Origin of the sequence: Kitasatospora sp. NBC_00315 (genome assembly GCF_041435095.1) — a bacterium.
Taxonomy (GTDB): Bacteria; Actinomycetota; Actinomycetes; order Streptomycetales; family Streptomycetaceae; genus Kitasatospora.
The window spans coordinates 5,117,417-5,138,708 of record NZ_CP108025.1; the positions used below are offsets into that span (position 1 = coordinate 5,117,417).

The 21,292-nt window shown below is 74.0% G+C and carries 18 protein-coding genes and 1 pseudogene; 14 read left to right on the forward strand and 5 right to left on the reverse strand.

All coding sequences use genetic code 11. The annotated features are described in order from the left end of the window. Positions 1-14: 14 nt before the first annotated feature. The 4 genes and pseudogenes from OG823_RS21250 to OG823_RS21265 all read left to right on the forward strand — a co-directional run bounded on the left by OG823_RS21250 (position 15) and on the right by OG823_RS21265 (position 4,958). Positions 15-956, forward strand: a complete 942-nt coding sequence (locus tag OG823_RS21250; protein ID WP_371481159.1) for a biotin--[acetyl-CoA-carboxylase] ligase — start codon at positions 15-17, stop codon at positions 954-956. Between the two features lie 198 nt (positions 957-1,154). After that, on the forward strand, positions 1,155-2,261 hold the full coding sequence (locus tag OG823_RS21255; RefSeq protein WP_371481160.1) for an adenylate/guanylate cyclase domain-containing protein: 1,107 nt from the start codon (positions 1,155-1,157) through the stop codon (positions 2,259-2,261). 333 nt (positions 2,262-2,594) lie between these two features. Further along, positions 2,595-3,731, forward strand: a pseudogene (locus OG823_RS21260) (diguanylate cyclase domain-containing protein); the annotation flags it as partial. A gap of 879 nt (positions 3,732-4,610) precedes the next feature. Next, positions 4,611-4,958 (forward strand): hypothetical protein, encoded by a 348-nt coding sequence (locus tag OG823_RS21265; protein WP_371481161.1) that lies wholly within the window; start codon positions 4,611-4,613, stop codon positions 4,956-4,958. A gap of 36 nt (positions 4,959-4,994) precedes the next feature. Here the strand turns inward: OG823_RS21265 and fdhD are convergent, their stop codons facing one another. Further along, complete coding sequence (fdhD, locus tag OG823_RS21270; RefSeq protein ID WP_371481162.1) at positions 4,995-5,855, reverse strand: formate dehydrogenase accessory sulfurtransferase FdhD; 861 nt, start codon at positions 5,853-5,855, stop codon at positions 4,995-4,997. A 151-nt stretch (positions 5,856-6,006) separates the two neighbouring features. Here fdhD and hutH point away from each other — a divergent pair, with 151 nt between their 5' ends. Then, entirely contained in the window at positions 6,007-7,584 is a 1,578-nt protein-coding gene (gene hutH / locus OG823_RS21275) for a histidine ammonia-lyase (RefSeq protein ID WP_371484585.1), read from the forward strand. A 30-nt stretch (positions 7,585-7,614) separates the two neighbouring features. On the opposite strand, the gene OG823_RS21280 is transcribed toward hutH, so the two are convergent. Further along, positions 7,615-8,010, reverse strand: a complete 396-nt coding sequence (locus OG823_RS21280; RefSeq protein WP_371481163.1) for a hypothetical protein — start codon at positions 8,008-8,010, stop codon at positions 7,615-7,617. A gap of 183 nt (positions 8,011-8,193) precedes the next feature. Between OG823_RS21280 and OG823_RS21285 the strand changes: the two genes are divergently transcribed. From OG823_RS21285 to hutI, 7 genes are all read left to right on the forward strand, one after another. After that, positions 8,194-9,063 (forward strand): MurR/RpiR family transcriptional regulator, encoded by an 870-nt coding sequence (locus OG823_RS21285; protein WP_371481164.1) that lies wholly within the window; start codon positions 8,194-8,196, stop codon positions 9,061-9,063. A 167-nt stretch (positions 9,064-9,230) separates the two neighbouring features. After that, positions 9,231-9,575: a hypothetical protein gene (locus OG823_RS21290; protein WP_371481165.1), complete on the forward strand. Its 345-nt coding sequence runs from the start codon at positions 9,231-9,233 to the stop codon at positions 9,573-9,575. A 145-nt stretch (positions 9,576-9,720) separates the two neighbouring features. Further along, the gene (locus OG823_RS21295) at positions 9,721-10,062 is read left to right on the forward strand and encodes a hypothetical protein (protein WP_371481166.1); all 342 of its coding nucleotides are present in this window, start codon (positions 9,721-9,723) and stop codon (positions 10,060-10,062) included. 117 nt (positions 10,063-10,179) lie between these two features. Continuing rightward, positions 10,180-11,868 (forward strand): urocanate hydratase, encoded by a 1,689-nt coding sequence (gene hutU, locus OG823_RS21300; RefSeq protein WP_371481167.1) that lies wholly within the window; start codon positions 10,180-10,182, stop codon positions 11,866-11,868. Positions 11,869-11,894: 26 nt separating this feature from the next. Further along, positions 11,895-13,076: an allantoate amidohydrolase gene (locus OG823_RS21305; RefSeq protein WP_371484587.1), complete on the forward strand. Its 1,182-nt coding sequence runs from the start codon at positions 11,895-11,897 to the stop codon at positions 13,074-13,076. Further along, positions 13,067-14,416, forward strand: a complete 1,350-nt coding sequence (locus OG823_RS21310) for a formimidoylglutamate deiminase (RefSeq protein ID WP_371481168.1) — start codon at positions 13,067-13,069, stop codon at positions 14,414-14,416. Before OG823_RS21305 ends, OG823_RS21310 begins: the two co-directional genes overlap by 10 nt. A gap of 67 nt (positions 14,417-14,483) precedes the next feature. After that, positions 14,484-15,650: an imidazolonepropionase gene (gene hutI, locus OG823_RS21315; RefSeq protein ID WP_371481169.1), complete on the forward strand. Its 1,167-nt coding sequence runs from the start codon at positions 14,484-14,486 to the stop codon at positions 15,648-15,650. Between the two features lie 68 nt (positions 15,651-15,718). On the opposite strand, the gene OG823_RS21320 is transcribed toward hutI, so the two are convergent. Then, positions 15,719-17,227: a peptide MFS transporter gene (locus OG823_RS21320; protein WP_371481170.1), complete on the reverse strand. Its 1,509-nt coding sequence runs from the start codon at positions 17,225-17,227 to the stop codon at positions 15,719-15,721. Between the two features lie 332 nt (positions 17,228-17,559). Here OG823_RS21320 and OG823_RS21325 point away from each other — a divergent pair, with 332 nt between their 5' ends. Beyond that, positions 17,560-18,234 (forward strand): response regulator transcription factor, encoded by a 675-nt coding sequence (locus OG823_RS21325; protein WP_030290974.1) that lies wholly within the window; start codon positions 17,560-17,562, stop codon positions 18,232-18,234. Positions 18,235-18,417: 183 nt separating this feature from the next. Further along, the gene (locus tag OG823_RS21330) at positions 18,418-19,665 is read left to right on the forward strand and encodes an ATP-binding protein (protein WP_371481171.1); all 1,248 of its coding nucleotides are present in this window, start codon (positions 18,418-18,420) and stop codon (positions 19,663-19,665) included. On the opposite strand, the gene OG823_RS21335 is transcribed toward OG823_RS21330, so the two are convergent. Next, on the reverse strand, positions 19,662-20,264 hold the full coding sequence (locus OG823_RS21335; protein WP_371481172.1) for a S1 RNA-binding domain-containing protein: 603 nt from the start codon (positions 20,262-20,264) through the stop codon (positions 19,662-19,664). The two genes, OG823_RS21330 and OG823_RS21335, sit on opposite strands and share 4 nt — an antisense overlap. A gap of 137 nt (positions 20,265-20,401) precedes the next feature. Continuing rightward, a complete protein-coding gene (locus tag OG823_RS21340) occupies positions 20,402-20,983 on the reverse strand; it encodes a GtrA family protein (RefSeq protein ID WP_371481173.1) in 582 nt (193 codons plus the stop codon). Between the last annotated feature and the right edge of the window lie 309 nt (positions 20,984-21,292).

A 21,292-nucleotide genomic window follows, 5' to 3' on the forward strand; every position in this document is an offset into this window, starting at 1 on the left:
CTAGGCTCGGTCCCATGACTGAGTCAGCGAGCGAGCCGGTCCGTCCCTCGTCCGGCGTGTCGTCCGACGGGACCGCCTCCTCCCGTCGCAGCGGGCTGCGCGGCTTCGGCCACGCGGGCCCCTCCCCCTGGACCGATCTGGACCGGCCGCCGCTGGACGCCGCCGCCCTGCGCAGCGACCTGCTGCTCCCCGGTGCCCTGTGGACGTCCCTCGACGTGGTGACCGAGACCGGCTCCACCAACACCGACCTGGCCGCGCGCGCCAAGGAGGGCGCCGGCGAGGGCGCGGTGCTGGTCGCGGAGGCGCAGAGCGCGGGGCGCGGGCGGCTGGAGCGCCGGTGGACGGCGCCGCCCCGCTCCGGGATCTTCCTCTCCGTGCTGCTGAGGCCCGCCGCCGTCCCGGTGGAGCGCTTCGGCTGGCTGCCGATCCTGGTCGGCGTGGCGGCGGCGAGCACGCTCGGGCGGGTCGCCGGGGTGGACGTCACCCTGAAGTGGCCCAACGACCTCCAGGTCTCCGTCGACGGTGCGGAGCGCAAGGTCGGCGGCATCCTCACCGAGCTCGCCGACGGCGCGGTGATCGCGGGCCTGGGCCTCAACGTCTCGTTGCGCGAGGACGAGCTGCCGGTGCCCGCCGCCGCCTCGCTCGCCCTGGCCGGTGCCGCCGTCACCGACCGCGGCACCCTGCTGCGGGCCCTGCTGCGCGAGTTCGCCGACCTGTACCGCGAGTGGACGGCGGCTGCGGGCGACCCGCACGCGAGCGGTCTGCTGCCCGCCTACACCGACCGCTGCGGCACGCTCGGGCGGGCCGTGAAGGTCCAGCTGCCCGGTGGCAGGGAGCTGGCGGGCGAGGCGGTGGCGATCGACGGCGACGGGCGGCTGGTGGTCCGCACGGCCGACGGTGCCAGGCAGCCGGTGGGCGCGGGCGACGTCGTGCACGTCCGGCCGGAGAGTGGCTGAGAGCCTGCGGCAACCAGGCCCTTTGCCGCTGCTTGCCCCGGGCGGATGCCTCGGATGACGCGATTTCGTGCGAACATTCCACCTGGCAGCGGTGTGAGGCGCGCCACTACCCCCTCCGGGGCGGGCGGTGCGCGCCACCGCCGGGGTGTCGAGTAGGCGGGACGAGAGCAAGTGCGGCAACCGCACGGGGACGGACCGGTGGCAGAAGGCGGCGGAACGGCGGAGAGTCCGGACGACCAGACGGTCGCGCTGGACCTGGAGCGGCTGATCCTGGACGCTCCGCGCCAGTACACCCCCTACCAGGCCGCCCGGGCCGCCGGTGTGCCGATGGAGCTGGCCAGCCGGTTCTGGCGGGCGATGGGCTTCCCGGACATCGGGCAGTCCCGGGCACTCACCGAGAGCGACGTGATCGCGCTGCGCCGCCTCGCCGGCCTGGTGGAGTCCGGGCTGCTCAGCGAGTCGATGGCGATCCAGGTGGCCCGATCCACCGGCCAGACCACCGCGCGGCTGGCCGGCTGGCAGATGGACACCTTCCTGGACAACCTCACGCAGTCCGTCGAGCCCGGCCTGACCCGCGCCGACGTCGCGTACCCGCTCGTGGAGCTGCTGCTGCCGGAGCTGGAACAGTTCCTGGTGTACGTCTGGCGCCGCCAGCTGGCCGCCGTCACCGGCCGGGTGGTGCAGGCCGCCGAGGACAACGAGATCACCAGCGGCCGGCTCGCCGTGGGCTTCGCGGACCTGGTGGGCTTCACCCGGCTCTCCCGCCGGCTGGAGGAGGAGGAGCTCGGCGAACTCGTCGAGACCTTCGAGAACACCTGCTCCGACCTGATCGCCGGCCTCGGCGGCCGGGTGATCAAGACCCTCGGTGACGAGATCCTGTACGTCTCGGAGGATCCGGTCACCGCCGCCGAGATCGCACTCGGCCTGGTCGAGACGCTCGCCAACGAGGACACCATGCCCGAACTGCGGGTCGGCCTCGCCTTCGGCACCGTCACCTCGCGGATGGGCGACGTGTTCGGCACCACCGTGAACCTGGCCAGCCGGCTCACCTCGATCGCGCCCAAGGACGCGGTGCTGATCGACGGTGAGTTCGCGGCGGCGCTGGAGCAGAACGGGAGCGTCGCCCCGGCCGAGCCGGACGGCCCGGAACTGGCCGAGGCGCTGGCCGCCGCGGCCGGGATGACCCTCGGCGGCGACGTCAACGCCGGGCACCGCTTCCGGCTGCAGCCGATGTGGCGCCGGCCGGTCCGCGGTCTCGGCCTGGTCGAGCCCTGGCTGCTCTCCCGGCGTGTCCGGGGAGAGTGAGCCCGGCGCCCGGCGCCGGGCGCCGGGCGGCGTCCCGGCGGCCGCCGGCGCGGACACGGCGCGACCGGCCGCGTCCGGCCCGACAAATAGGGCGTAGCCAGCGGAAACCGCCCTAGTCTTGGTGCAGAGCCAGTCGTACTCGGGAGCGGCCCGCGGGCCCTGTCGTGGTGCGGCCACCAGGACCGAGCCCAGGGACGAGGCGAGCCGGTGAGCAGTGAGGCGACCGCGACGGACCGCGGCTCGACCGCGGACGGCGGCCCGGCGGCCGACTGCGAGCCGTCCGCGCTGACCCCCGACCTGCGCCTGCAGTCGGTGGTCGAACTGGCCCAGGACATGGCCGGCGCCCTCACCCCGCTCGAAGCCGTCCAGGCCGCGGCCGGCCGCGCCACCACCGCGCTGGCCGCCACCATGTCCGCCGTCTCGGTCTGGGACCGCGAGTCGGGACGGCTGCGGGTGCTGGTCAACCACGGTGACCTCGCGCCCGGCGAGGAGGAACTGCCCGAGGACGAGTCGTACCCGGTGGCGGACTTCCCCGAGATCGTCACCTACCTGGAGGAGCGCTGGACCACCGGGCGGCTCCCGCGGGCCTGGCTGCAGACCGCCGAGCCGGCCGACCCGCCCGCCGGCGCGTCCTCGGTGGGCCCCGCGGACCCGGGTGGCGGCGCGTTCCGCCAGCACCGCGCGGCCGGACTGCGCCGGCGCGGCCGGGAGTGCTGCCTGGTCGCCCCGATCGTGCTGCACGGGCAGGCCTGGGGCGAGCTATACCTCGCCCGGACGGCCGGTCTGCCGCTGTTCACCGACGCCGACGCCGACTACGCCACCCTGCTCGCCGCCCAGATCTCGGCCGGTCTGGCCCAGACCGAGCGCCTCGCCGACCTGCGCCGGCTGGCCTTCACCGACCCGCTCACCGGGCTGGCCAACCGGCGCGCCGTGGACGCCCGGCTGGAGGGCGCGCTGGAGTCCCACAACCGGGACAACACCGTGGTCACCCTGGTGGTCTGCGACGTCAACGGCCTGAAGCGGGTGAACGACCAGCTCGGCCACGAGGTCGGCGACCGGCTGCTGGAACGGTTCGCCCACCAGCTCTCGCTGGCCGCGGCCAAGCTTCCGGGCAGCCTCGCCGCCCGGCTCGGCGGGGACGAGTTCTGCCTGCTGGCCGAGGGGCAGAAGGCGGACGAGGTGGTGGCCGTCGCCGAGGAGCTCTGTGCCCGGGCGCTGGCGCTCGCCGAGGGCGAGGGAGTGGCCTGCGGCGTCGCCTCCACCGGCGACTCGATCGGTCCGGTGACCACCGCGGACCGGCTCTTCCGGCTCGCCGACGCCGCCCAGTACCGCGCCAAGGCGGCCCGCGCCGCCCACCCCGTGGTGGCCGGCCGCAGCCACGGCCCCGGCTTCGCGCCGGATCCGACCGTGCTGCTCGCCGACGCCGCCGACCCGCACCACCGCGCCGACGGGCGGCGCTCCTCCACCCGCGCCGGCGGGGACCGCCGCCGGATCCGCGGCGCCGCCCACAGCGCCGATCCCGGCCAGCTGCTCACCGCCGTGCTGGGCGCCCTCGACCAGCCGGGCGCCGTCCGGGCCCATCACCCCGCCGACACGCTGGGCCGGCTCGTCGCCGTCGCCGAGACCGCGGCGCGGCTGCTGGACGCGGTCGGCTGGTGGGTCTCCTACGTCCCTCCCGGCTCGCACCTGATGCGTACCGTGCGGCACGCCGTGTACCGGATGACCAGTGGCCCGAGCAGCTCGCGCGCCGAGACCCAGCGGGCCCAGATCGAGGCTCCCGACGCCATCTTCGACCTGCGCCACTACCCGCTGACCCGGCGGACGGTCCGCGGCGGCTCCTTCGCGCTGCGCGCGGGGTCGGCGGGCAACGATCCGGCCGAGGAGGCCGTGCTGGTGGTCAGCGGCTACCGGGGGATGGTCGCGGCCGGCGGGCAGAACGTGGCGGGCGGCTGGTTGGTCGAGCTGTTCGCCGACGACGCGACGCTGCCGCTCGGTCAGATCGCCTCGGCGATGCGGACCCTGGTGGCGGTCGCCCTCTCCGGGCCGGCTTCGCCGCCGCCGTCCTGAACGGGTGACGGGCGCCGCCCGGCGGGCGTCCAGGCGGAGCGTCCGGGCGGGCGGCCCGGCAGATGGGCCGGCGGGCAGTTTCCGGCGGGCCGGATCCGGGCCGGGTTCCGGGCATGCCCGAGGTGACGGTGGGGCAGGCGGTGGGTCGCGGTGACCGCCCTGTCCCGGGGTGGTTGCGGTCGTGGCACAGCCCGGCCCCAGGCCTGTCGGCCGTCGTCGGGGCATGGCACAGTAAGCGCGATCGGCAGCCAAGGGGGCCCCGCCGGAATCGGGAGTGAGTCGATGAGAGCACGTCTGGCGAGTCTGGTCCTGTCCGTTTCACTGGCCTTCGGCGGCGCGGCGGTCGCCGCCGCTCCGGCCCAGGCCGCCGCGCCGCGCGCCGCGGTCGCCGCCCAGGCCGCTCCGGCCCAGGCACCCGCCGCGGCGAACGCCGCCGGCGCCACCGCCGGGCACCAGGTGCAGGCGGCCAAGGCCGGTCAGCTGGCCAAGTCCAAGTCCAAGGCCAAGTCGAAGACCAAGAAGAAGTCGGGCTTCTTCGGCAAGCTGATCGGCGCGATCGTGGTGATCGGCCTGCTCGTCGTCCTGCTCGTGGTCGTCGTCGTGCTGCTCCGCCGGCGCAGCCGGGACTGACGCACCGCCGGGTGTCCGCGGCCCCCGTACCGCCCGTCAGATGCGGGCGGTACGGGGGCCGCCGCCCGGTCCGGGCTCCCCGGCCACCCGGTCGGCGCGGGTGTAGACGTTGGCGCTCTCCCCGCGCAGGAAGCCGACCAGGGTCAGGCCCAGTTCCTCGGCCAGGTCCGCGGCCAGTGAGGACGGCGCCGAGACGGCGGCCAGCAGCGGCAGGCCCGCCAGCGCCGCCTTCTGGGTGAGCTCGAACGACGCCCGGCCGCTGACCACCAGCAGGTGCCCGGTCAGCGGCAGCCGGCCCTCCCGCAGGGCCCAGCCGATCACCTTGTCGACCGCGTTGTGCCGGCCCACGTCCTCACGGGCGCAGAGCAGCCGGCCGGTGGCGTCGAACAGTCCGGCCGCGTGCAGGCCACCGGTCGCCTCGAAGGTCCGCTGGGCGGCGCGCAGCCGGTCCGGCAGGCCGTACAGCAGCTCCGGGGAGACCCGCAGCGGGTCCCGCGCGACCGGCCAGCGGACGTGTGTGCGGACGGCCTCCACGGTGTCCCTGCCGCACAGCCCGCAGGCACTGGTGGTGAGCAGGTTGCGGTGGGCGGAGAGCGGGAGGACGCCGCCGCCGCGCAGGGTCGCGTCCACCACGTTGTAGGTGTTGGCGCCGTCCCCGTCCGTGCCGGCGCAGTACCGCAGGGCGGCGAGCGCGTCGGTCGAGTGCACCAGTCCCTCGCCGACCAGGAACCCGGCCACCAGGTCGAAGTCGTCCCCGGGGGTGCGCATCGTCACGGTCAGCGCTTCGCCCCCGACCCTGATCTCCAGCGGCTCCTCCGCCGCCAGCGAGTCCGGCCGGGCCGACGACCGCGCTCCCCGCAGCCGTGTCACCCGTCGTCGTGCCGTCGCTCGCCCCATCGGTCCTCCGCCTTCCGTTCGCCGTGCCCCACCAGCCTGCGCCACCCGGTGGCCGGGCGGGTAGGCCGGGGTCCGCGAGCGGTTCACCCGAAGGGGTTCCGGCCACCGGTTGTCATATCTTCATTCACCTGATGTGATGGTGTATATGGATATGCACAGTGCTGTGGCCCACGACGCGCCGCTCGTCCAGGTCGGCAAGGCCGATGTCAGCGCCGAGGACGTACTCGCCGTCGCGCGCGGCAACGCCCGGGTCGAGATCGGCCCCGACGCGCTCGCCGAGATGGCGCAGGCCCGCGCCACCATCGAGGCCCTCGCGGCCGAACCGCGTCCCGTCTACGGCGTCTCCACGGGTTTCGGCGCCCTCGCCGTCCGCCACATCAGCCCGGAGCTGCGCGCCCAGCTGCAGTGCTCGCTCGTCCGCTCGCACGCAGCCGGCATGGGCCCGGCGGTGGAGCGCGAAGTGGTCCGCGCGCTGATGTTCCTGCGGATGAAGACCCTCGCCTCCGGCCGCACCGGGGTGCGCCCGCTGGTCGCGCAGACCATCGCCGCCCTGCTCAACGCCGGCATCACGCCGGTCGTGCGCGAGTTCGGCTCGCTCGGCTGCTCCGGTGACCTGGCGCCGCTCTCGCACTGCGCGCTGGCCCTGATGGGCGAAGGCGTCGCGTACGGCCCGGACGGCGCCGAGCGCCCGGCCGGCGAGCTGCTCGCCGAGGCCGGCATCACCCCCGTCGAGCTGCTGGAGAAGGAGGGCCTGGCCCTCATCAACGGCACCGACGGCATGCTCGGCATGCTGGTGATGGCGATCGCCGACCTCTCCCGGCTCTTCACCACCGCCGACGTCACCGCCGCCATGTCGCTGGAGGCCCTGCTCGGCACGGACCGGGTGCTCGCCCCCGAGTTGCACGGTCCCATCCGCCCGCACCCGGGCCAGGCGGCCAGCGCCGCCAACATGCTCGCCGTGCTCAAGGGCTCCGGGCTCACCGGCCACCACCAGGACGACGCCCCCCGCGTCCAGGACGCCTACTCCGTCCGCTGCGCCCCGCAGGTGGCCGGCGCCGGGCGCGACACCCTCGCGCACGCCCAGCTGGTCGCCTCCCGCGAGCTCGCGGCCTCGGTCGACAACCCCGTGGTGCTGGCCGACGGGCGGGTCGAGTCCAACGGCAACTTCCACGGCGCACCGGTCGCGTACGTGCTGGACTTCCTCGCCATCGCCGCGGCCGACCTCGGCTCGATCTCCGAGCGGCGCACCGACCGGCTGCTCGACAAGTCCCGTTCGCACGGACTGCCGGCGTTCCTGGCCGACGACCCGGGCGTCGACTCCGGTCTGATGATCGCCCAGTACACCCAGGCCGCGCTGGTCAGCGAGAACAAGCGGCTCGCGGTACCGGCCTCGGTCGACTCGATCCCCTCCTCCGCGATGCAGGAGGACCACGTCTCGATGGGCTGGTCCGCGGCCCGCAAGCTGCGCCAGGCCGTCGAGAACCTCGGCCGGATCCTCGCCGTCGAGCTGACGGCCGCCGCCCGCGCGCTGGAGATCCGTCAGCAGGCGGACGGCAGCGGCCCGCTGGCCCCGGCCACCGCCGCCGCGCTGGCCGCCGCCCGCGCGGCCGGCGTCGAGGGCGCCGGACGGGACCGCGTCCTCTCGCCCGACCTGGAGGCCGCCGCCGAACTGGTCGCCTCCGGCGAGCTGCTGCGCGCCGTCGAGCGCGTCACCGGCCCGCTGGCCTGACCCGCGCCGGAAGCCCGGGGTGAGCGGTGGTCAGAACCACTCGCTCCGGGCGGCGCGGGCGGCCTGCCGCTCACGGCGCAGACCGCCGAGCGCTGCCGAGGCGTTCACCCCGACGATCCCGGCCCAGCACACGATGAGGCCGGTGACCCCGGCACTCTCGGAGGCGATGGCGGTGAGCGGGATGCCCATCACCAGCGAGACGATGCTCAGGGTGAGCCGACTGCCCCGGCCGCGGGACTGCTCCCGGTCCGCGGCGGGGCCGGCCGGCCGGTCGGCGAGCCGGTGTCCGGCCCGCGCGTCCAGCCGGGCGTCGATCCGGGCGAGGAACGAGTCGATGATCTCGTTCTCGTACTCCGCGCCCAGTTCCTTGCGGGTCTGTACGGCGGCGTCGAGGTCGCGGCGCAGTTCGTCCTGGCGAGATTCCATGAGGCCCATGGTGGTCGGCGGGCGGGGTCGCGGTCCATGGCCACGGGCCGCTCTCGGGGGCGGATCAGGGAGAAATCAGGGTCACCCCGACGGTTCAGGCGTCCCGGCCGTCGAGACGTCTTTGCCCACGGGGCGAGACTGCTGCACAGTCGTCCGAACAGCCCGCATCCGGAGGAAGAGCCGATGACCGACACCGACGAGACCGGCACCGTCGGCCCCTCCGCCCGGCTGCTCCGGCTCTTCGAGGGCCACCGGCTCACCCCGACTCAGCGCCGGATCGCCCACTCGCTGGTCCGGCACGCCACCGAGGCCCCCTTCCTCTCCAGTGTCGAGGTCGCCGAACTGGCCGGTGTCAGCCAGCCCTCGGTCACCCGCTTCGCGGTCGCGCTCGGCTACGACGGCTACCCCGCCCTGCGCAAGCAGCTGCGCGAGCTGGGCGCCGGTGAGCCCACCGCGCCCGAGTCACCGGACGACGCCGTCCGCAACGAGCACCAGCAGGCCGTCCTGGCCGAGATCGCGCACCTGCGCCACCTCGCCGAGCTGCTCGCCGACCCCGCGCCGGTCCTGCGCGCGGCCCGGGTCCTGGCCGCCTCCCGGCCGCTGCCGGTCCTCGGGCTGCGCGCCGCCTCCGCCCAGGCGCACGGCTTCGCGTACTTCGCGGCCAAGGTGCATCCGGACGTCCGGCTGATCGACGAGGGCGGGTCGATGCTCGCCGACCGCCTCGAACAGGCCGCCACCGCCGGTGCCACCGCCGTGCTCTGCTTCGCGCTTCCCCGCTACCCCCGTGAACTGATGGACGCTCTGACCGCGGCCAGGGACTGCGGGCTGACCGTCATCACCGTCGCCGACAGCGCCTTCGCCCCGGTGGCCAAGCTCTCCGACCTGCTGCTCCCGGCGGCCGTCGGCACCGGGCTGGTCTTCGACACCGCGTGCGCCCCGATGATGCTGGGCCGGGTGCTGCTGCAGGCGATGTGCGACGAACTGCCGGGCGCGGAGGCCCGGTTGGAGGGGATCGAGCAGTCGGCGGCGGCCCGCGGACTCTTCCTGGAGTGAGCCTCGGGCCGCGGGGTCGTCACCGGGCCCGCTCGGGGCCGGCCGGGCCGTGATGGGCACAGTTCGGTGTAGACCCGCCCCGGAGAGCCCCCGCCGGGAGTGATTCCGCCCGAATTCGGGCATCCCCTCCCCAGGCCCCCTTGACGGGCCGGACGGGGGTGCACGACATGCGTGTGATCCACGAGATGAAACTGGTCGGCCGGCTCGCCACGGGCACCGACGAGTGGACCTGCCCCACCTGCGGCCGCCGGGTCACCCTGCGCCGGCTGCCCGAACCCGAACTCGTCGTCCTCGATCCGGGCGACGAGAGCGCCGTCCACGTCGGGGTGATCGAACCCGACGCCGCCTCGACCGCGGCCGCCGAGCGCTACGGCCTCGGCCCGGTCCAGGAGATCCCCCGCGCTGCCCGGCCGGCTGCCGCCGCCCCGGTCGCGCCGGGCGGTCCGCACGCGGACGACCGCCGCTGGCTGGCCGAGATCGGCATCGACTGGGACGGCGACGCGGCGGCCTGACGGCCGTTCTCCCTCGGCCCGGGCCCGGGGCTGCGCTGGGCCAAAGCCCGAGCCCGGGGTTCCCCGGTGCGAAACAGCGGGCCCCGGGGGCACACTGGAGCGTGCGGATATCCACCTGACCCACGGTCTGTGACAGGTGAGCTAGATGAGGCACTACTGGCATGACGGGCACCACACGGCGTGGACGTGGATCGTGCCCGGGATCATCACGCTGCTGGTCGGCCTGGTGCTGGTCGGCGTCCTGGTACTGCTGTGGCGGGCGCTCGCCGGCCGCGGCACCCCTGCGGCCGGCGCCCCGCCCCACTGGCAGGGCGACGGCGCCGGCCCGCCCGCCGCCGTCCCGCCCGCCGCCGCGCCTCCCACCCCCGAACAGGTGCTCGCCCACCGGCTGGCCTCCGGCGAGATCGACGTCGACGAGTACCGGCACAGGCTGGCGGCCCTGCACGGCGGGGCCCCGCCCCCGATGCCGCCGCGGCCCCCGGAGTGACCCGCGTGACGGGCCCGGCCGGAAGCGGCGGGCGGCAGACCTGGCCGGAGACCGACTGATTGGATATATTCAGACCACAGAAGTCTGAATGAATACATCCGCAGAGAGGTCGCCAGCATGGTGCAGCAGCAGACGAGTGGTCCGCGCGAGGTGCGTGCCGCACGCGGGACGGGCCTGACCACCCAGGGCTGGCAGCAGGAGGCCGCGCTGCGGATGCTCATGAACAACCTCGACCCCGAGGTGGCCGAGCACCCGTCCAAGCTGGTCGTCTACGGCGGCACCGGCAAGGCGGCCCGTGACTGGCGCTCGTTCGACGCCATGGTCCGCACCCTGCGGACGCTCAAGCAGGACGAGACCATGCTGGTCCAGTCCGGCCGCCCGGTCGGCGTGATGCAGACCCACGAGTGGGCGCCGCGCGTGCTGATCGCCAACTCCAACCTGGTCGGCGACTGGGCCAACTGGGAGGAGTTCCGCCGACTGGAGAGCCTCGGGCTCACCATGTACGGGCAGATGACCGCCGGGTCCTGGATCTACATCGGCACCCAGGGCATCCTGCAGGGCACCTACGAGACCTTCGCCGCCGTCGCCGACAAGAAGTTCGACGGGACGCTGGCGGGCACCGTCACCCTCACCGCCGGTCTCGGCGGCATGGGCGGCGCCCAGCCGCTGGCCGTCACGATGAACGGCGGCGTGGCGATCTGCGTGGACTGCGACCCGTCCCGCATCGCGCGCCGGATCGAGCACCGCTACCTGGACGTCGAGGCGACCGGCCTCGCCCACGCGCTGGAGCTCGCCACCGAGGCCCGCGACCGGAAGCAGCCGCTCTCCATCGGCCTGCTCGGCAACGCCGCGGACGTCTTCCCGCAGCTGCTCGCGATGGACGCGCCGATCGACATCGTCACCGACCAGACCAGTGCCCACGACCCGCTGAGCTACCTCCCGACCGGCGTGGCCTTCGAGGACATGGCCGACTACGCGGCCGCCGAGCCGGCCGAGTTCACCCGGCGCTCGCGCGAGTCGATGGCCCGGCACGTCGAGGCAATGGTCGGCTTCATGGACGCCGGCGCCGAGGTCTTCGACTACGGCAACTCGATCCGCGGCGAGGCCCGGCTGGCGGGCTACGACCGGGCCTTCGCCTTCCCCGGGTTCGTCCCCGCGTACATCCGGCCGCTGTTCTGCGAGGGCAAGGGCCCATTCCGCTGGGCGGCGCTCTCCGGCGACCCGCAGGACATCGCCAAGACCGACAAGGCCGTCCTCGACCTCTTCCCCGAGAACGAGTCGCTGCACCGCTGGATCAAGCTGGCGCAGGAGAAGGTGCACTTCCAGGGCCTGCCGGCGCGGATCTGCTGGCTCGGCCAGGGCGAGCGCGACAAGGCCGGCGAGCGCTTCAACGACATGGTGGCGGCCGGCGAACTCGCCGCGCCGATCGTGATCGGCCGCGACCACCTGGACTGCGGCTCGGTCGCCTCCCCCTACCGCGAGACCGAGGCCATGCTCGACGGCTCGGACGCGATCGCGGACTGGCCGCTGCTCAACGCCATGGTCAACGTCGCCTCCGGCGCCTCCTGGGTCTCCATCCACCACGGCGGCGGCGTCGGCATCGGCCGCTCCATCCACGCGGGCCAGGTCACGGTGGCCGACGGCACGGAACTGGCCGGCGAGAAGATCCGCCGGGTGCTCACCAACGACCCCGGCATGGGCGTCATCCGGCACGTCGACGCCGGGTACGACCGCGCGGAGGAGATCGCCGCCGAGCGCGGCGTCCGCATCCCCATGCACGAGCACGGCCCGACGGACGAGCTGTGATCGAGGCCGCCGACTCCTACCGCCGGATGTGGGCGGAGCTGCTCCCGGTGGGCCGCTCCGCCGCCTCCGGCGGGTACCGCAGGCACGCCTGGAACTCCGCCGACGCCGAGTGCCGGGCCTGGTTCCGCGAGCAGGCCGAGAGCCGGGGCCTGGCGTACGAGGCGGACCGCAACGGCAACCAGTGGGCCTGGCTCGGGGATCCTCGCGCCGGCGGCGCGATCGTCACCGGCTCCCACCTGGACTCCGTCCCGGACGGCGGCGCCTTCGACGGCCCGCTCGGGGTGGTGTCCTCCTTCGCCGCGCTCGACGAACTGCGCGCCCGCGGAGCCGAGTTCGACAGGCCGCTGGCCATCGTCAACTTCGGCGACGAGGAGGGCGCCCGCTTCGGCGTCGCCTGTGTGGGCTCCCGGCTCACCGCGGGCGTGCTCTCCCGGGAGCAGGCGTACGAGCTGCGCGACGCCGACGGCGTCCGGCTGCCCGACGCGATGGAGCGGGCCGGCCACGACCCGGCCGCCATCGGCGGGGACGACGAGCGGCTCGGCCGGATCGCCGCCTTCGTCGAGCTGCACGTCGAGCAGGGCCGGTACCTGACCGAGGAGCAGCCGGTCGGCGTGGCCGGCGCGATCTGGCCGCACGGCCGCTGGCGCTTCGACTTCCACGGCGAGGCCAACCACGCCGGCACCACCCGGATCGAGGACCGCCGCGATCCGATGCTGACCTTCGCGAGCACCGTGCTGGCCGCCCGCGGCCGGGCCGGCGCGGACGCGCTGGCGACCTTCGGCAAGGTGGCGGTCGAGCCGAACGGCACCAACGCCATCGCCTCGCTCGTCCGGGGCTGGCTGGACTCCCGGGCGGCCGACGAGGCCACCCTGGAGCGGGTGGTGGCGCAGATCGGGGCGGCGGCCGCCGAGTACGGCGGGCGCGACGGCGTCCGGGTCGAGCTGACCCGGGAGTCGTTCACCCCGGTCGTCGACTTCGACGTCCCCCTGCGCGACCGTCTCGCCACGACGCTCGGCGGGGTGCCGGTGCTGCCGACCGGTGCGGGACACGACGCCGGAATCCTCGCTTCGGCCGTCCCGACCGCCATGCTGTTCGTACGCAACCCCAGCGGCGTCTCGCACTCCCCGGCCGAGTACGCGCAGGAGGCCGACTGCCTCACCGGGGTCGCCGCGCTCGCAGACGTACTGGAGGACCTGGCGTGTCGGTAACCTACTGGGCGCGGTACGCCTGGCTCCCGCACGTCAACGGCCCGGTGGTCGAGAGCGACGTGCTGATCAGCACCGTCGACGACGGCCGGATCGCGAAGGTCACCCCGGACAGCGGCCCCTGCCCGGCGGGTGCCGTCCGGCTGGAGGGGCTGCTGCTCCCCGGCCAGGCGAACGCGCACTCGCACGCCTTCCACCGCGCGCTGCGCGGCACCGTCCAGGTCGGCTCCGGCACCTTCTGGACCTGGCGCGACACCATGTACCGGGTCGCCGGGGCACTCGACCCGGACAGCTACCTGGCGCTGGCCACCGCCGTCTACGCCGAGATGGCGCTCGCCGGGATCACCGCGGTCGGGGAGTTCCACTACCTCCACCACGCACCCGGCGGCGCCCGCTACACCGATCCCAACGCGATGGGCGAGGCGCTCATCGAGGCCGCCGCCCTGGCGGGCATCCGGATCACCCTGCTCGACACCTGCTACCTCTCGGCGGGCTTCGGCACCGAGCCGACCAGGCCCCAGCTGCGCTTCAGCGACGGCGACGCGGACGCCTGGGCGGCCCGTGCGGCGGAGCTCAAGCCGCGCCCGCACGCCCGGACGGGCGCCGCCGTCCACTCGGTGCGCGCCGTCCCGGCCGACCAGCTCGGCACGGTCGCGCAGTGGTCGGCGGCGCACGGCGCCCCGCTGCACGTCCACCTCTCCGAGCAGACCGCCGAGAACGAGGCCTGCCTCGCCGCCCACGGCGTCACCCCCACCCGGCTGCTCGCCGACCACGGTGTGCTCGGCCCGCGCACCTCCGCCGTGCACGCCACCCACCTCACCGAGGAGGACGTCGAGCTCCTGGCCGGCTCCTCCACCACCATCTGCATGTGCCCGACCACCGAACGGGATCTCGCCGACGGCATCGGGCCCGCCCGCCGACTGGCGTCGGCCGGCTGCCCGGTCTCGCTCGGCAGCGACAGCCACGCGGTGATCGACCCGTTCGAGGAGGCCCGGGCGCTCGAACTGAACGAGCGGCTGCGCACCCGGACGCGGGGCCACTGGACGGCCGCCGCGCTGCTCCGGGCGGGTTCCGAGGACGGCCACGCCTCGCTGGGGTGGCCGGAGGCGGGGCGGATCGAGGCCGGCGCGCTCGCCGACTTCACCGTCGTCGCCCTCGACTCGGTGCGCACGGCCGGCCCGCCGGCCCGCCTCGGCGCCGAGACGGCCGTCTTCGCCGCCTCCGCGGCCGACGTGCGCCACGTGGTGGTCGGCGGCCGGCAGATCGTCCGCGACGGCGTGCACCTGCTGGTGCCCGACGTCCCGGCGGCGCTGCGCGACTCGATCGCGGCGCTCAGCTCCTGAGACCGACCGGTCCGCGCGCCCGGGCGCACCCACGCGCGCCCGGGCCACCACCTCGAAAGGGCTCCCGTTGAGCACCCTGATCACCGACATCGGCAGCCTGGTCACCAACGACACGGCCCACGGCCTGGGCCCGCTCGGCCTGCTCACCGACGCGGCGGTGGTCATCGACGCCGGCGTCGTCGCCTGGGTCGGCCGGGCCGCCGACGCCCCGGCGGCCGACGAGCGGTTCGGGGCGGGGGGCCGGGCCCTGCTGCCCGGCTTCGTCGACTCGCACGCCCACCTGGTCTTCGCGGGCGACCGCACCGCCGAGTTCGACGCCCGGATGTCCGGGCAGGCGTACTCGGCCGGCGGCATCCGCACCACCGTCGCCGCGACCCGCGCCGCCACCGACGCCGAACTGGACGCCAACCTGGCCCGCTTCGTCCGCGAGGCGCTGCTCCAGGGCACCACCACCGTCGAGTGCAAGTCCGGCTACGGCCTCACCGTCGAGGACGAGGCCCGCGCCCTGCGGATCGCCGCCGCCCACACCGCCGAGACCACCTATCTGGGCGCCCATGTGGTCGCCCCCGAGTACGCCGACGACCCGGCGGGCTACGTGGACCTGGTGACCGGCGAGATGCTGGACGCCTGCGCCCCGTACGCCCGCTGGGTGGACGTCTTCTGCGAGCGGGGCGCCTTCGACGGCGACCAGGCCAGGGCCGTCCTGACGGCGGGTATCGAGCGCGGCCTCACCCCCCGGGTGCACGCCAACCAGCTCTCCTACGGCCCCGGGGTGCAGCTCGCCGTCGAGCTGGGCGCCGCCTCGGCCGACCACTGCACCCACCTCACCGACGCGGACGTCGCGGCGCTGGCGGGTTCGGCCACGGTGGCCACGCTGCTGCCCGGCGCGGAGTTCTCCACCCGCGCCCCCTACCCGGACGCGCGCCGTCTGATCGACGCGGGCGCCACCGTCGCGCTGTCCACCGACTGCAACCCCGGCTCCAGCTTCACCAGCTCGATGGCCTTCTGCATCGCGGTCGCCGTCCGCGAGATGGGCATGACCCCCGACGAGGCCGTGCACGCCGCCACCACGGGCGGCGCCCACGCGCTGCGCCGCTCCGACGTCGGCCTGGTCGCCCCCGGCGCCCGGGCCGACCTGCTGCTGCTGGACGCGCCGTCGCACGTCCACCTGGCCTACCGGCCGGGAGTGCCGCTCACCGCCGCGGTCTGGCGGGCCGGGGTGCGGGAGCTCTGAGGCACGCGCGGGGGGCCGGTACGGAGTGATCCGTACCGGCCCCCCGGGGTTTCAGCGCGCGGGCGGCGTCAGTGCACGTCGCCCATCAGCCGTACGACGTTCCTGCGGTACATCGTCAGCGCGACACCCGCGACGATCGCGAGCACACCCTGCACGGCGAAGTACCAGGTGGAGCCGGTCGCGTCGCCGACCAGCAACTGCATGACGGCGGCCACGCAGTCGCCCGCGGTGACCGCGAGGAACCACAGGCCCATCATCTGGCTGCCGTACTTGGCCGGGGCCAGCTTGGTGGTCACCGAGAGCCCGACCGGGGAGAGCGTCAGCTCGCCGACGGTCTGCACCAGGTAGACCAGCGCCAGCCAGAGCGGGGAGACCTTGACGCCGCCGGTCGCCGCGGCCATCGCCAGCATCATGACCAGGAACGACGCGCCGATCATCAGCAGGCCGATCGCGAACTTCATCGTGGTGCTGGGGTTCTTCCCGCGGCGTGCGAGCCAGACCCAGAGCCAGGCGAAGACCGGGGCCAGCGCCATGATGTAGAGCGGGTTCAGCGACTGGAACCAGCTGGACGGGAAGTCGAAGCCGAACAGCGTGGAGGCGGTCGAGTCGGTGGCGAAGATGTTGAGCGTGGAGCCGGACTGGTCGTAGATCATCCAGAACACGGCGGCGGCCACGAAGAACCAGACGTAGCCGCGCATCTTGGCCCGGTCGGTCTCGTCGAGGTCCTTGTCCCGCCTGATCCGGGCGAAGTAGATCACCGGGACGGCGATGCCCGCGATCGACAGCGGCCAGATCACCCAGTTCACCGTCATGTGGCCGGTCAGTGCGACGACGCCGAAGAAGACCACGGCCAGGCCCGACCAGAGCGCGGCCTTGCGGAGCACGGCGGACTTCTCGGCGGGGGTGATCGGCGAGGCCACCACGTCGCTGCGGGCGCTCAGGTGGCGGGTGCCCATCAGGTACTGCACCAGGCCGAGCGCCATGCCGACCCCGGCCAGGGCGAAGCCCAGGTGCCAGCTGACGTTCTGGCCGACCGTGCCGATGACCAGCGGGGCGACGAAGGCACCGAGGTTGATGCCCATGTAGAAGATGGTGAAGCCGCCGTCCCGGCGCGGGTCGTTCGGCCCGTCGTACAGGTGGCCGACCATCGTCGAGATGTTGGCCTTCAGCAGACCGGAGCCGACCGCGATGAAGGCCAGGCCGGCGAAGAACGCCGCCGAGGACGGGACGGCCAGCAGGAAGTGGCCGACCATGATCACGGACCCGCCGACGGCGACCGTCCTGCGGGCACCCCAGAAGCGGTCGGCGAGCCAGCCGCCCGGCAGGGCGAGCAGGTACAGCATCGCGTTGTAGACGCTGTAGATCGCGGCGCCGACGGCGGCGGTGTACCCGAGCCCGCCCTCGGAGGTGCCGGCGACCAGGTAGAGCACCAGCAGGGCACGCATCCCGTAGAAGCTGAAGCGTTCCCACATCTCGGTCATGAAGAGCGTGGCAAGACCGCGGGGGTGCCCGAGGAAGGTCTTGCCGCCGGGGGAGGTCGGCTGCTGTACGCCGGCTTCCAGAGTCGATGACGCCATGAGTAAGGGTTCCTTGCTGCGTGGGGCCCGTCCGGCGAGGGTGGGTGGCCGAGCGGGGACCAAACCACAGTACGTGGCCGGTTTTAGCCACATCAGCTGACAAAAGACGTCAAAATGGTATGGGTCAGGTAAAGTCGCCGAAGCGCGCGCCTAGCCTATCCATGGTAAGGCCGGATGAAATCCTTTGAAGTAAAGATCAAAGTGCAAAATCTTCGATGAAGCGATGGATCGGTTAGGGCCGCTCGAATCGCCCGCCACCCCGGGAAGTGATCACTCTCTGTGAACTACCTCACAGGGTCAACGGCGGCATCCCGGCGGACTACGATCGCCCCATGACCTGTGTGCTTCTCGCCGAGGACGATCCGGCGATCTCCGAACCGCTCGCCCGGGCCCTGCGCCGCGAGGGCTACGAGGTGCTCGTCCGCGAGGACGGCCCGACCGCGCTCGCCGCCGGGCTCACCGAGGAGGTCGACCTCGTCGTCCTCGACCTCGGACTGCCGGAGATGGACGGCCTGGAGGTCTGCCGCCGGCTGCGCGCCGACGGCAAGAGCTGCCCCGTCCTGGTGCTCACCGCGCGCGCCGACGAGGTGGACACCGTGGTCGGCCTGGACGCCGGCGCCGACGACTACGTCACCAAGCCCTTCCGGCTGGCCGAGCTGCTCGCCCGGGTCCGGGCCCTGCTGCGACGTGGCAACGTCGACCAGCTGACCACCGGGGCGCACGGCGTGAAGATCGACATCGAGTCGCACCGCGCGTGGCTCGGCGAGGAGGAGCTCACCCTCTCCGCCAAGGAGTTCGAGCTCCTGCGGGTCCTGGTCCGGGACGCCGGCCGGGTGGTCACCCGCGAGGAGATCATGCGCCAGGTCTGGGACACCACCTGGTGGACCTCGACCAAGACCCTCGACATGCACATCTCCTGGCTCCGCAAGAAGCTGGGCGACGACGCGGCCAACCCCCGCTACATCGCCACCGTGCGCGGCGTCGGCTTCCGCTTCGAGAAGAACTAGCGGTACCGCTTCGGGAAGAACTGGCGGTACCGGTTCGGGAGGGGCCGGCGACACCGGCCCTGCTCCGGGCGGCGTGTACAAGAGGAACCAGCAGGCCCCGAGCCGCCGCGGCCCGGCCCGGACGGCGACCGCACCGCCGCCGGACACCCGTCGGCGGGCCAGGACCATCCCAGGAGCAACAGCGTGAAACGCCGCATGATCAACTCGCTGCTGGGCGTGGTCCTGGTCGTCGTGGTGGTGTTCTGCGTACCGCTCGCGCTGGTCGAGAAGCGCACCATCGTCAACTCCGCCCAGGACCGGGTGGAGGCCACGGCGGTACGGGTGCTGGCCCTGGTCGAGGACCGGCTCGCGGCCGGGGAGCCGGTCACCGGCGACAAGTTCGCCAACCAGGTCACCGACAGCAGCTACGTCGAGGTCGACATCCCCGGCCAGGCGGTCGTCTCCACCGGCAGCCGGCCGGCCGGCGACCACATCCTCAAGGCCGTCGAGAAGGGCGCCAGCGGGGAGACGGTGATCGTCGAGCAGTCGCGCACGGACGTCGACCACGAGATCGCCAACATGCTGCTGCTGCTCGGCGTCGTGGCCCTGCTCGCCGTCCAGGCGGCGGTCGCCCTCGCCGTCTGGCAGGCCAGGCGCCTGGCCCGTCCCCTCACCGACCTCGCCGAGACCGCCGAGCGGCTCGGCTCCGGAGACCCCCGCCCCCGCGACCGCCGCTACGGCGTCCCGGAACTGGACCGGGTCGCCGAGGTCCTCGACCTCAGCGCCGAACGGATCGCGCGGATGCTCACCGCCGAGCGCAGGCTCGCCGCCGACGCCTCCCACCAGCTGCGCACCCCGCTCACCGCGCTCTCCATGCGACTGGAGGAGATCACCGCCGTCGCCGAGGACCCGGAGACCGTCAAGGAGGAGGCGGCCATCGCCCTCCAGCAGGTCGAGCGGCTCACCGACGTCGTGCAGCGGCTGCTGACCAACCAGCGCGACCCTCGCAGCCCCACCGCCGTCGCCTTCGACCTGGACGATGTGATCAAGCAGCAGGTCGAGGAGTGGGGACCTTCGCTGCGCGGCACCCGCCGGGTGCTCCAGGTCGAGGGCCTGCGCGAGGTGGCGGCGGTCGGCACCCCCGGCACCGTCGCCCAGGTGCTCGCCACGCTGATCGAGAACTCGCTGATGCACGGCGCCGGCCTGATCACCCTGCGGGTCCGGCCCTCCGGCACCTCGATCGTGGTCGAGGTGCAGGACGAGGGCGCGGGCGTCCCGTTGGAGCTCGGCAACCGGGTCTTCGAACGCGCGGTCAGCGGCCGCAACTCGACCGGCATCGGGCTCGCCGTCGCCCGCGACCTCGCGGAGGCCGACGGGGGCCGGCTCGAACTGCTCTCACTGCGGCCGCCGGTGTTCGCGCTCTTCCTGGGGCGCAGCCACCGGGAGGACTAGGGGGCCGTCCGACTCCTCCCGCCGGGCGCCGGGGACCATCCCTGGGCGGGTGTCCCGGTCGACGAGGAGGCCGACCGGGGGACGCGTGCGGCCGACAGGAGGACGCGGCGCCGTACGAGGTCGACGGCAAGCACGCGTACGGCGATGTCGCCGCCCTCGCGGAGGGTCCTTGCCGCGGCCGGTCCGGGAAGCTCGGAGAGCGGGACGAGCCCCGCGACGCAGTCGGCGAGGCCGACGAGGAGGCCGACCGGCACGATCTTCGTGATCCGTCCGGTGACCACCCGGCCGACGCGCTCGGCGAACGACGGCAGCAGGTCCTCGTGCGAGGCCCAGGCACTGAGAACGACCTCCACCTGGCGGTTGTGCTCGGAGTGCCCGAAGACCTCGCCGGTGACGCGCCGACCGAGCGGCGGCAGTTCCAGGCAGCGGGGCTTCAGGTTGACCCCGGCCAGGCCGAGGGCCTCGGGACGGCCGTCGACGGCGAGGAAGGCCCCGAAGGGCTGCCGGCCGATGACCTCGCCGGTGACGGCGGCGCCGACGGGGAGGGCGCGGACCGTGTCGGCCCAGGCCGTCGCGGTGTCGGCCGCCCGGTACGCCACGTTCTCCGGAGGCCAGGAGTACTCGCCCGTCCGCCGGTGCCGGCGCCCGGTGCCGGCACCCGGTACGGCGTCGGCACCGGGCGCCGCGATGGCGGCCGGGCCGACCGGGCCCGTGGCGTGTGCCGGGTCGACCGGGCCTACTTGGCGAACTGGACGCCTTCGGTGGTCAGCAGCCGCTCGGCCTGGGCGATCACGGCCGGGCCGTCCTCGGCCGCCGGGGCCTCGGCCGCCGGGGCCTCGGCGGCAGCGGTCTCGGCGGCAGGCTCGGCGAGTTCGGGGATCGCCTTGAACACCCAGGTCCGGTACGAGAAGAAGCGGAACAGGGTGCCGAGACCGGTGCCGAACGCCTTGGACACGTTGTAGGCCAGCGAGCCGGTGAGCCCGAGGGTGTAGGTCGAGAACCAGACCGTGCCGTTCTCGATCAGCATGCCGACGCCGCTGAAGATCAGGAACAGCGTGATCTCGCGCCGTCGCGAGGCCGCGTCGCTGTCGCGGTAGACCCAGTAGCGGTACCCGAGGTAGTTGGCGGCGATGGCCACCGCGGTCCCTATCACCGAGCACCGGACGGGAGCCCAGCCGGTCAGGTGCAGAACGGCGTTGGAGACGCCGAAGTTGACGAAGATGCCGACGAGGCCGACGACGCCGAACTTGACCACCTCGCCGGAGACTCCGCGAAGCCGCTGGGTGAGGGAGGGACGGGATGGGGCGGTCGTCGTCATACCCGGCTGTCTCCTGTGCCTGCGGACGAGAGGTGCCTGCGCGGGCGCGCAGCTCCCCGTGAGCCCGCCACACGCACATGATCCGATCAGCGCGCTCCGGGACCCGGCCATCCAGGCTACTCGCTCCCGGTTAAAGGCTCGGCAACGAGGTGCCCGCCGACCGCCCCGGGGCCGCCGTGAGGGCCGCCGCCGAGCCCCGGGGCCGGGCCGTCCGTCGCCCCCCACCGGCCCGGATATCCTGGCAGGGTGACTTTTCCGGGCAAGGCGAATTTTCCAGTGGTGGGCGTGGTCGGCGGCGGTCAGCTGGCT

Excerpts from the sequence above, each read along its gene's own strand:
- OG823_RS21250 (WP_371481159.1), top strand. The coding sequence starts at position 15 with ATGACTGAGTCAGCGAGCGAGCCGGTCCGTCCCTCGTCCGGCGTGTCG.
- OG823_RS21265 (WP_371481161.1), top strand. The coding sequence starts at position 4,611 with ATGAGAGCACGTCTGGCGAGTCTGGTCCTGTCCGTTTCACTGGCCTTC.
- fdhD (WP_371481162.1), bottom strand. The coding sequence starts at position 5,855 with ATGGGGCGAGCGACGGCACGACGACGGGTGACACGGCTGCGGGGAGCG.
- hutH (WP_371484585.1), top strand. The coding sequence starts at position 6,007 with ATGCACAGTGCTGTGGCCCACGACGCGCCGCTCGTCCAGGTCGGCAAG.
- OG823_RS21280 (WP_371481163.1), bottom strand. The coding sequence starts at position 8,010 with ATGGAATCTCGCCAGGACGAACTGCGCCGCGACCTCGACGCCGCCGTA.
- OG823_RS21285 (WP_371481164.1), top strand. The coding sequence starts at position 8,194 with ATGACCGACACCGACGAGACCGGCACCGTCGGCCCCTCCGCCCGGCTG.
- OG823_RS21290 (WP_371481165.1), top strand. The coding sequence starts at position 9,231 with ATGCGTGTGATCCACGAGATGAAACTGGTCGGCCGGCTCGCCACGGGC.
- OG823_RS21295 (WP_371481166.1), top strand. The coding sequence starts at position 9,721 with ATGAGGCACTACTGGCATGACGGGCACCACACGGCGTGGACGTGGATC.
- hutU (WP_371481167.1), top strand. The coding sequence starts at position 10,180 with ATGGTGCAGCAGCAGACGAGTGGTCCGCGCGAGGTGCGTGCCGCACGC.
- OG823_RS21305 (WP_371484587.1), top strand. The coding sequence starts at position 11,895 with ATGTGGGCGGAGCTGCTCCCGGTGGGCCGCTCCGCCGCCTCCGGCGGG.
- OG823_RS21320 (WP_371481170.1), bottom strand. The coding sequence starts at position 17,227 with ATGGCGTCATCGACTCTGGAAGCCGGCGTACAGCAGCCGACCTCCCCC.
- OG823_RS21325 (WP_030290974.1), top strand. The coding sequence starts at position 17,560 with ATGACCTGTGTGCTTCTCGCCGAGGACGATCCGGCGATCTCCGAACCG.
- OG823_RS21340 (WP_371481173.1), bottom strand. The coding sequence starts at position 20,983 with ATGACGACGACCGCCCCATCCCGTCCCTCCCTCACCCAGCGGCTTCGC.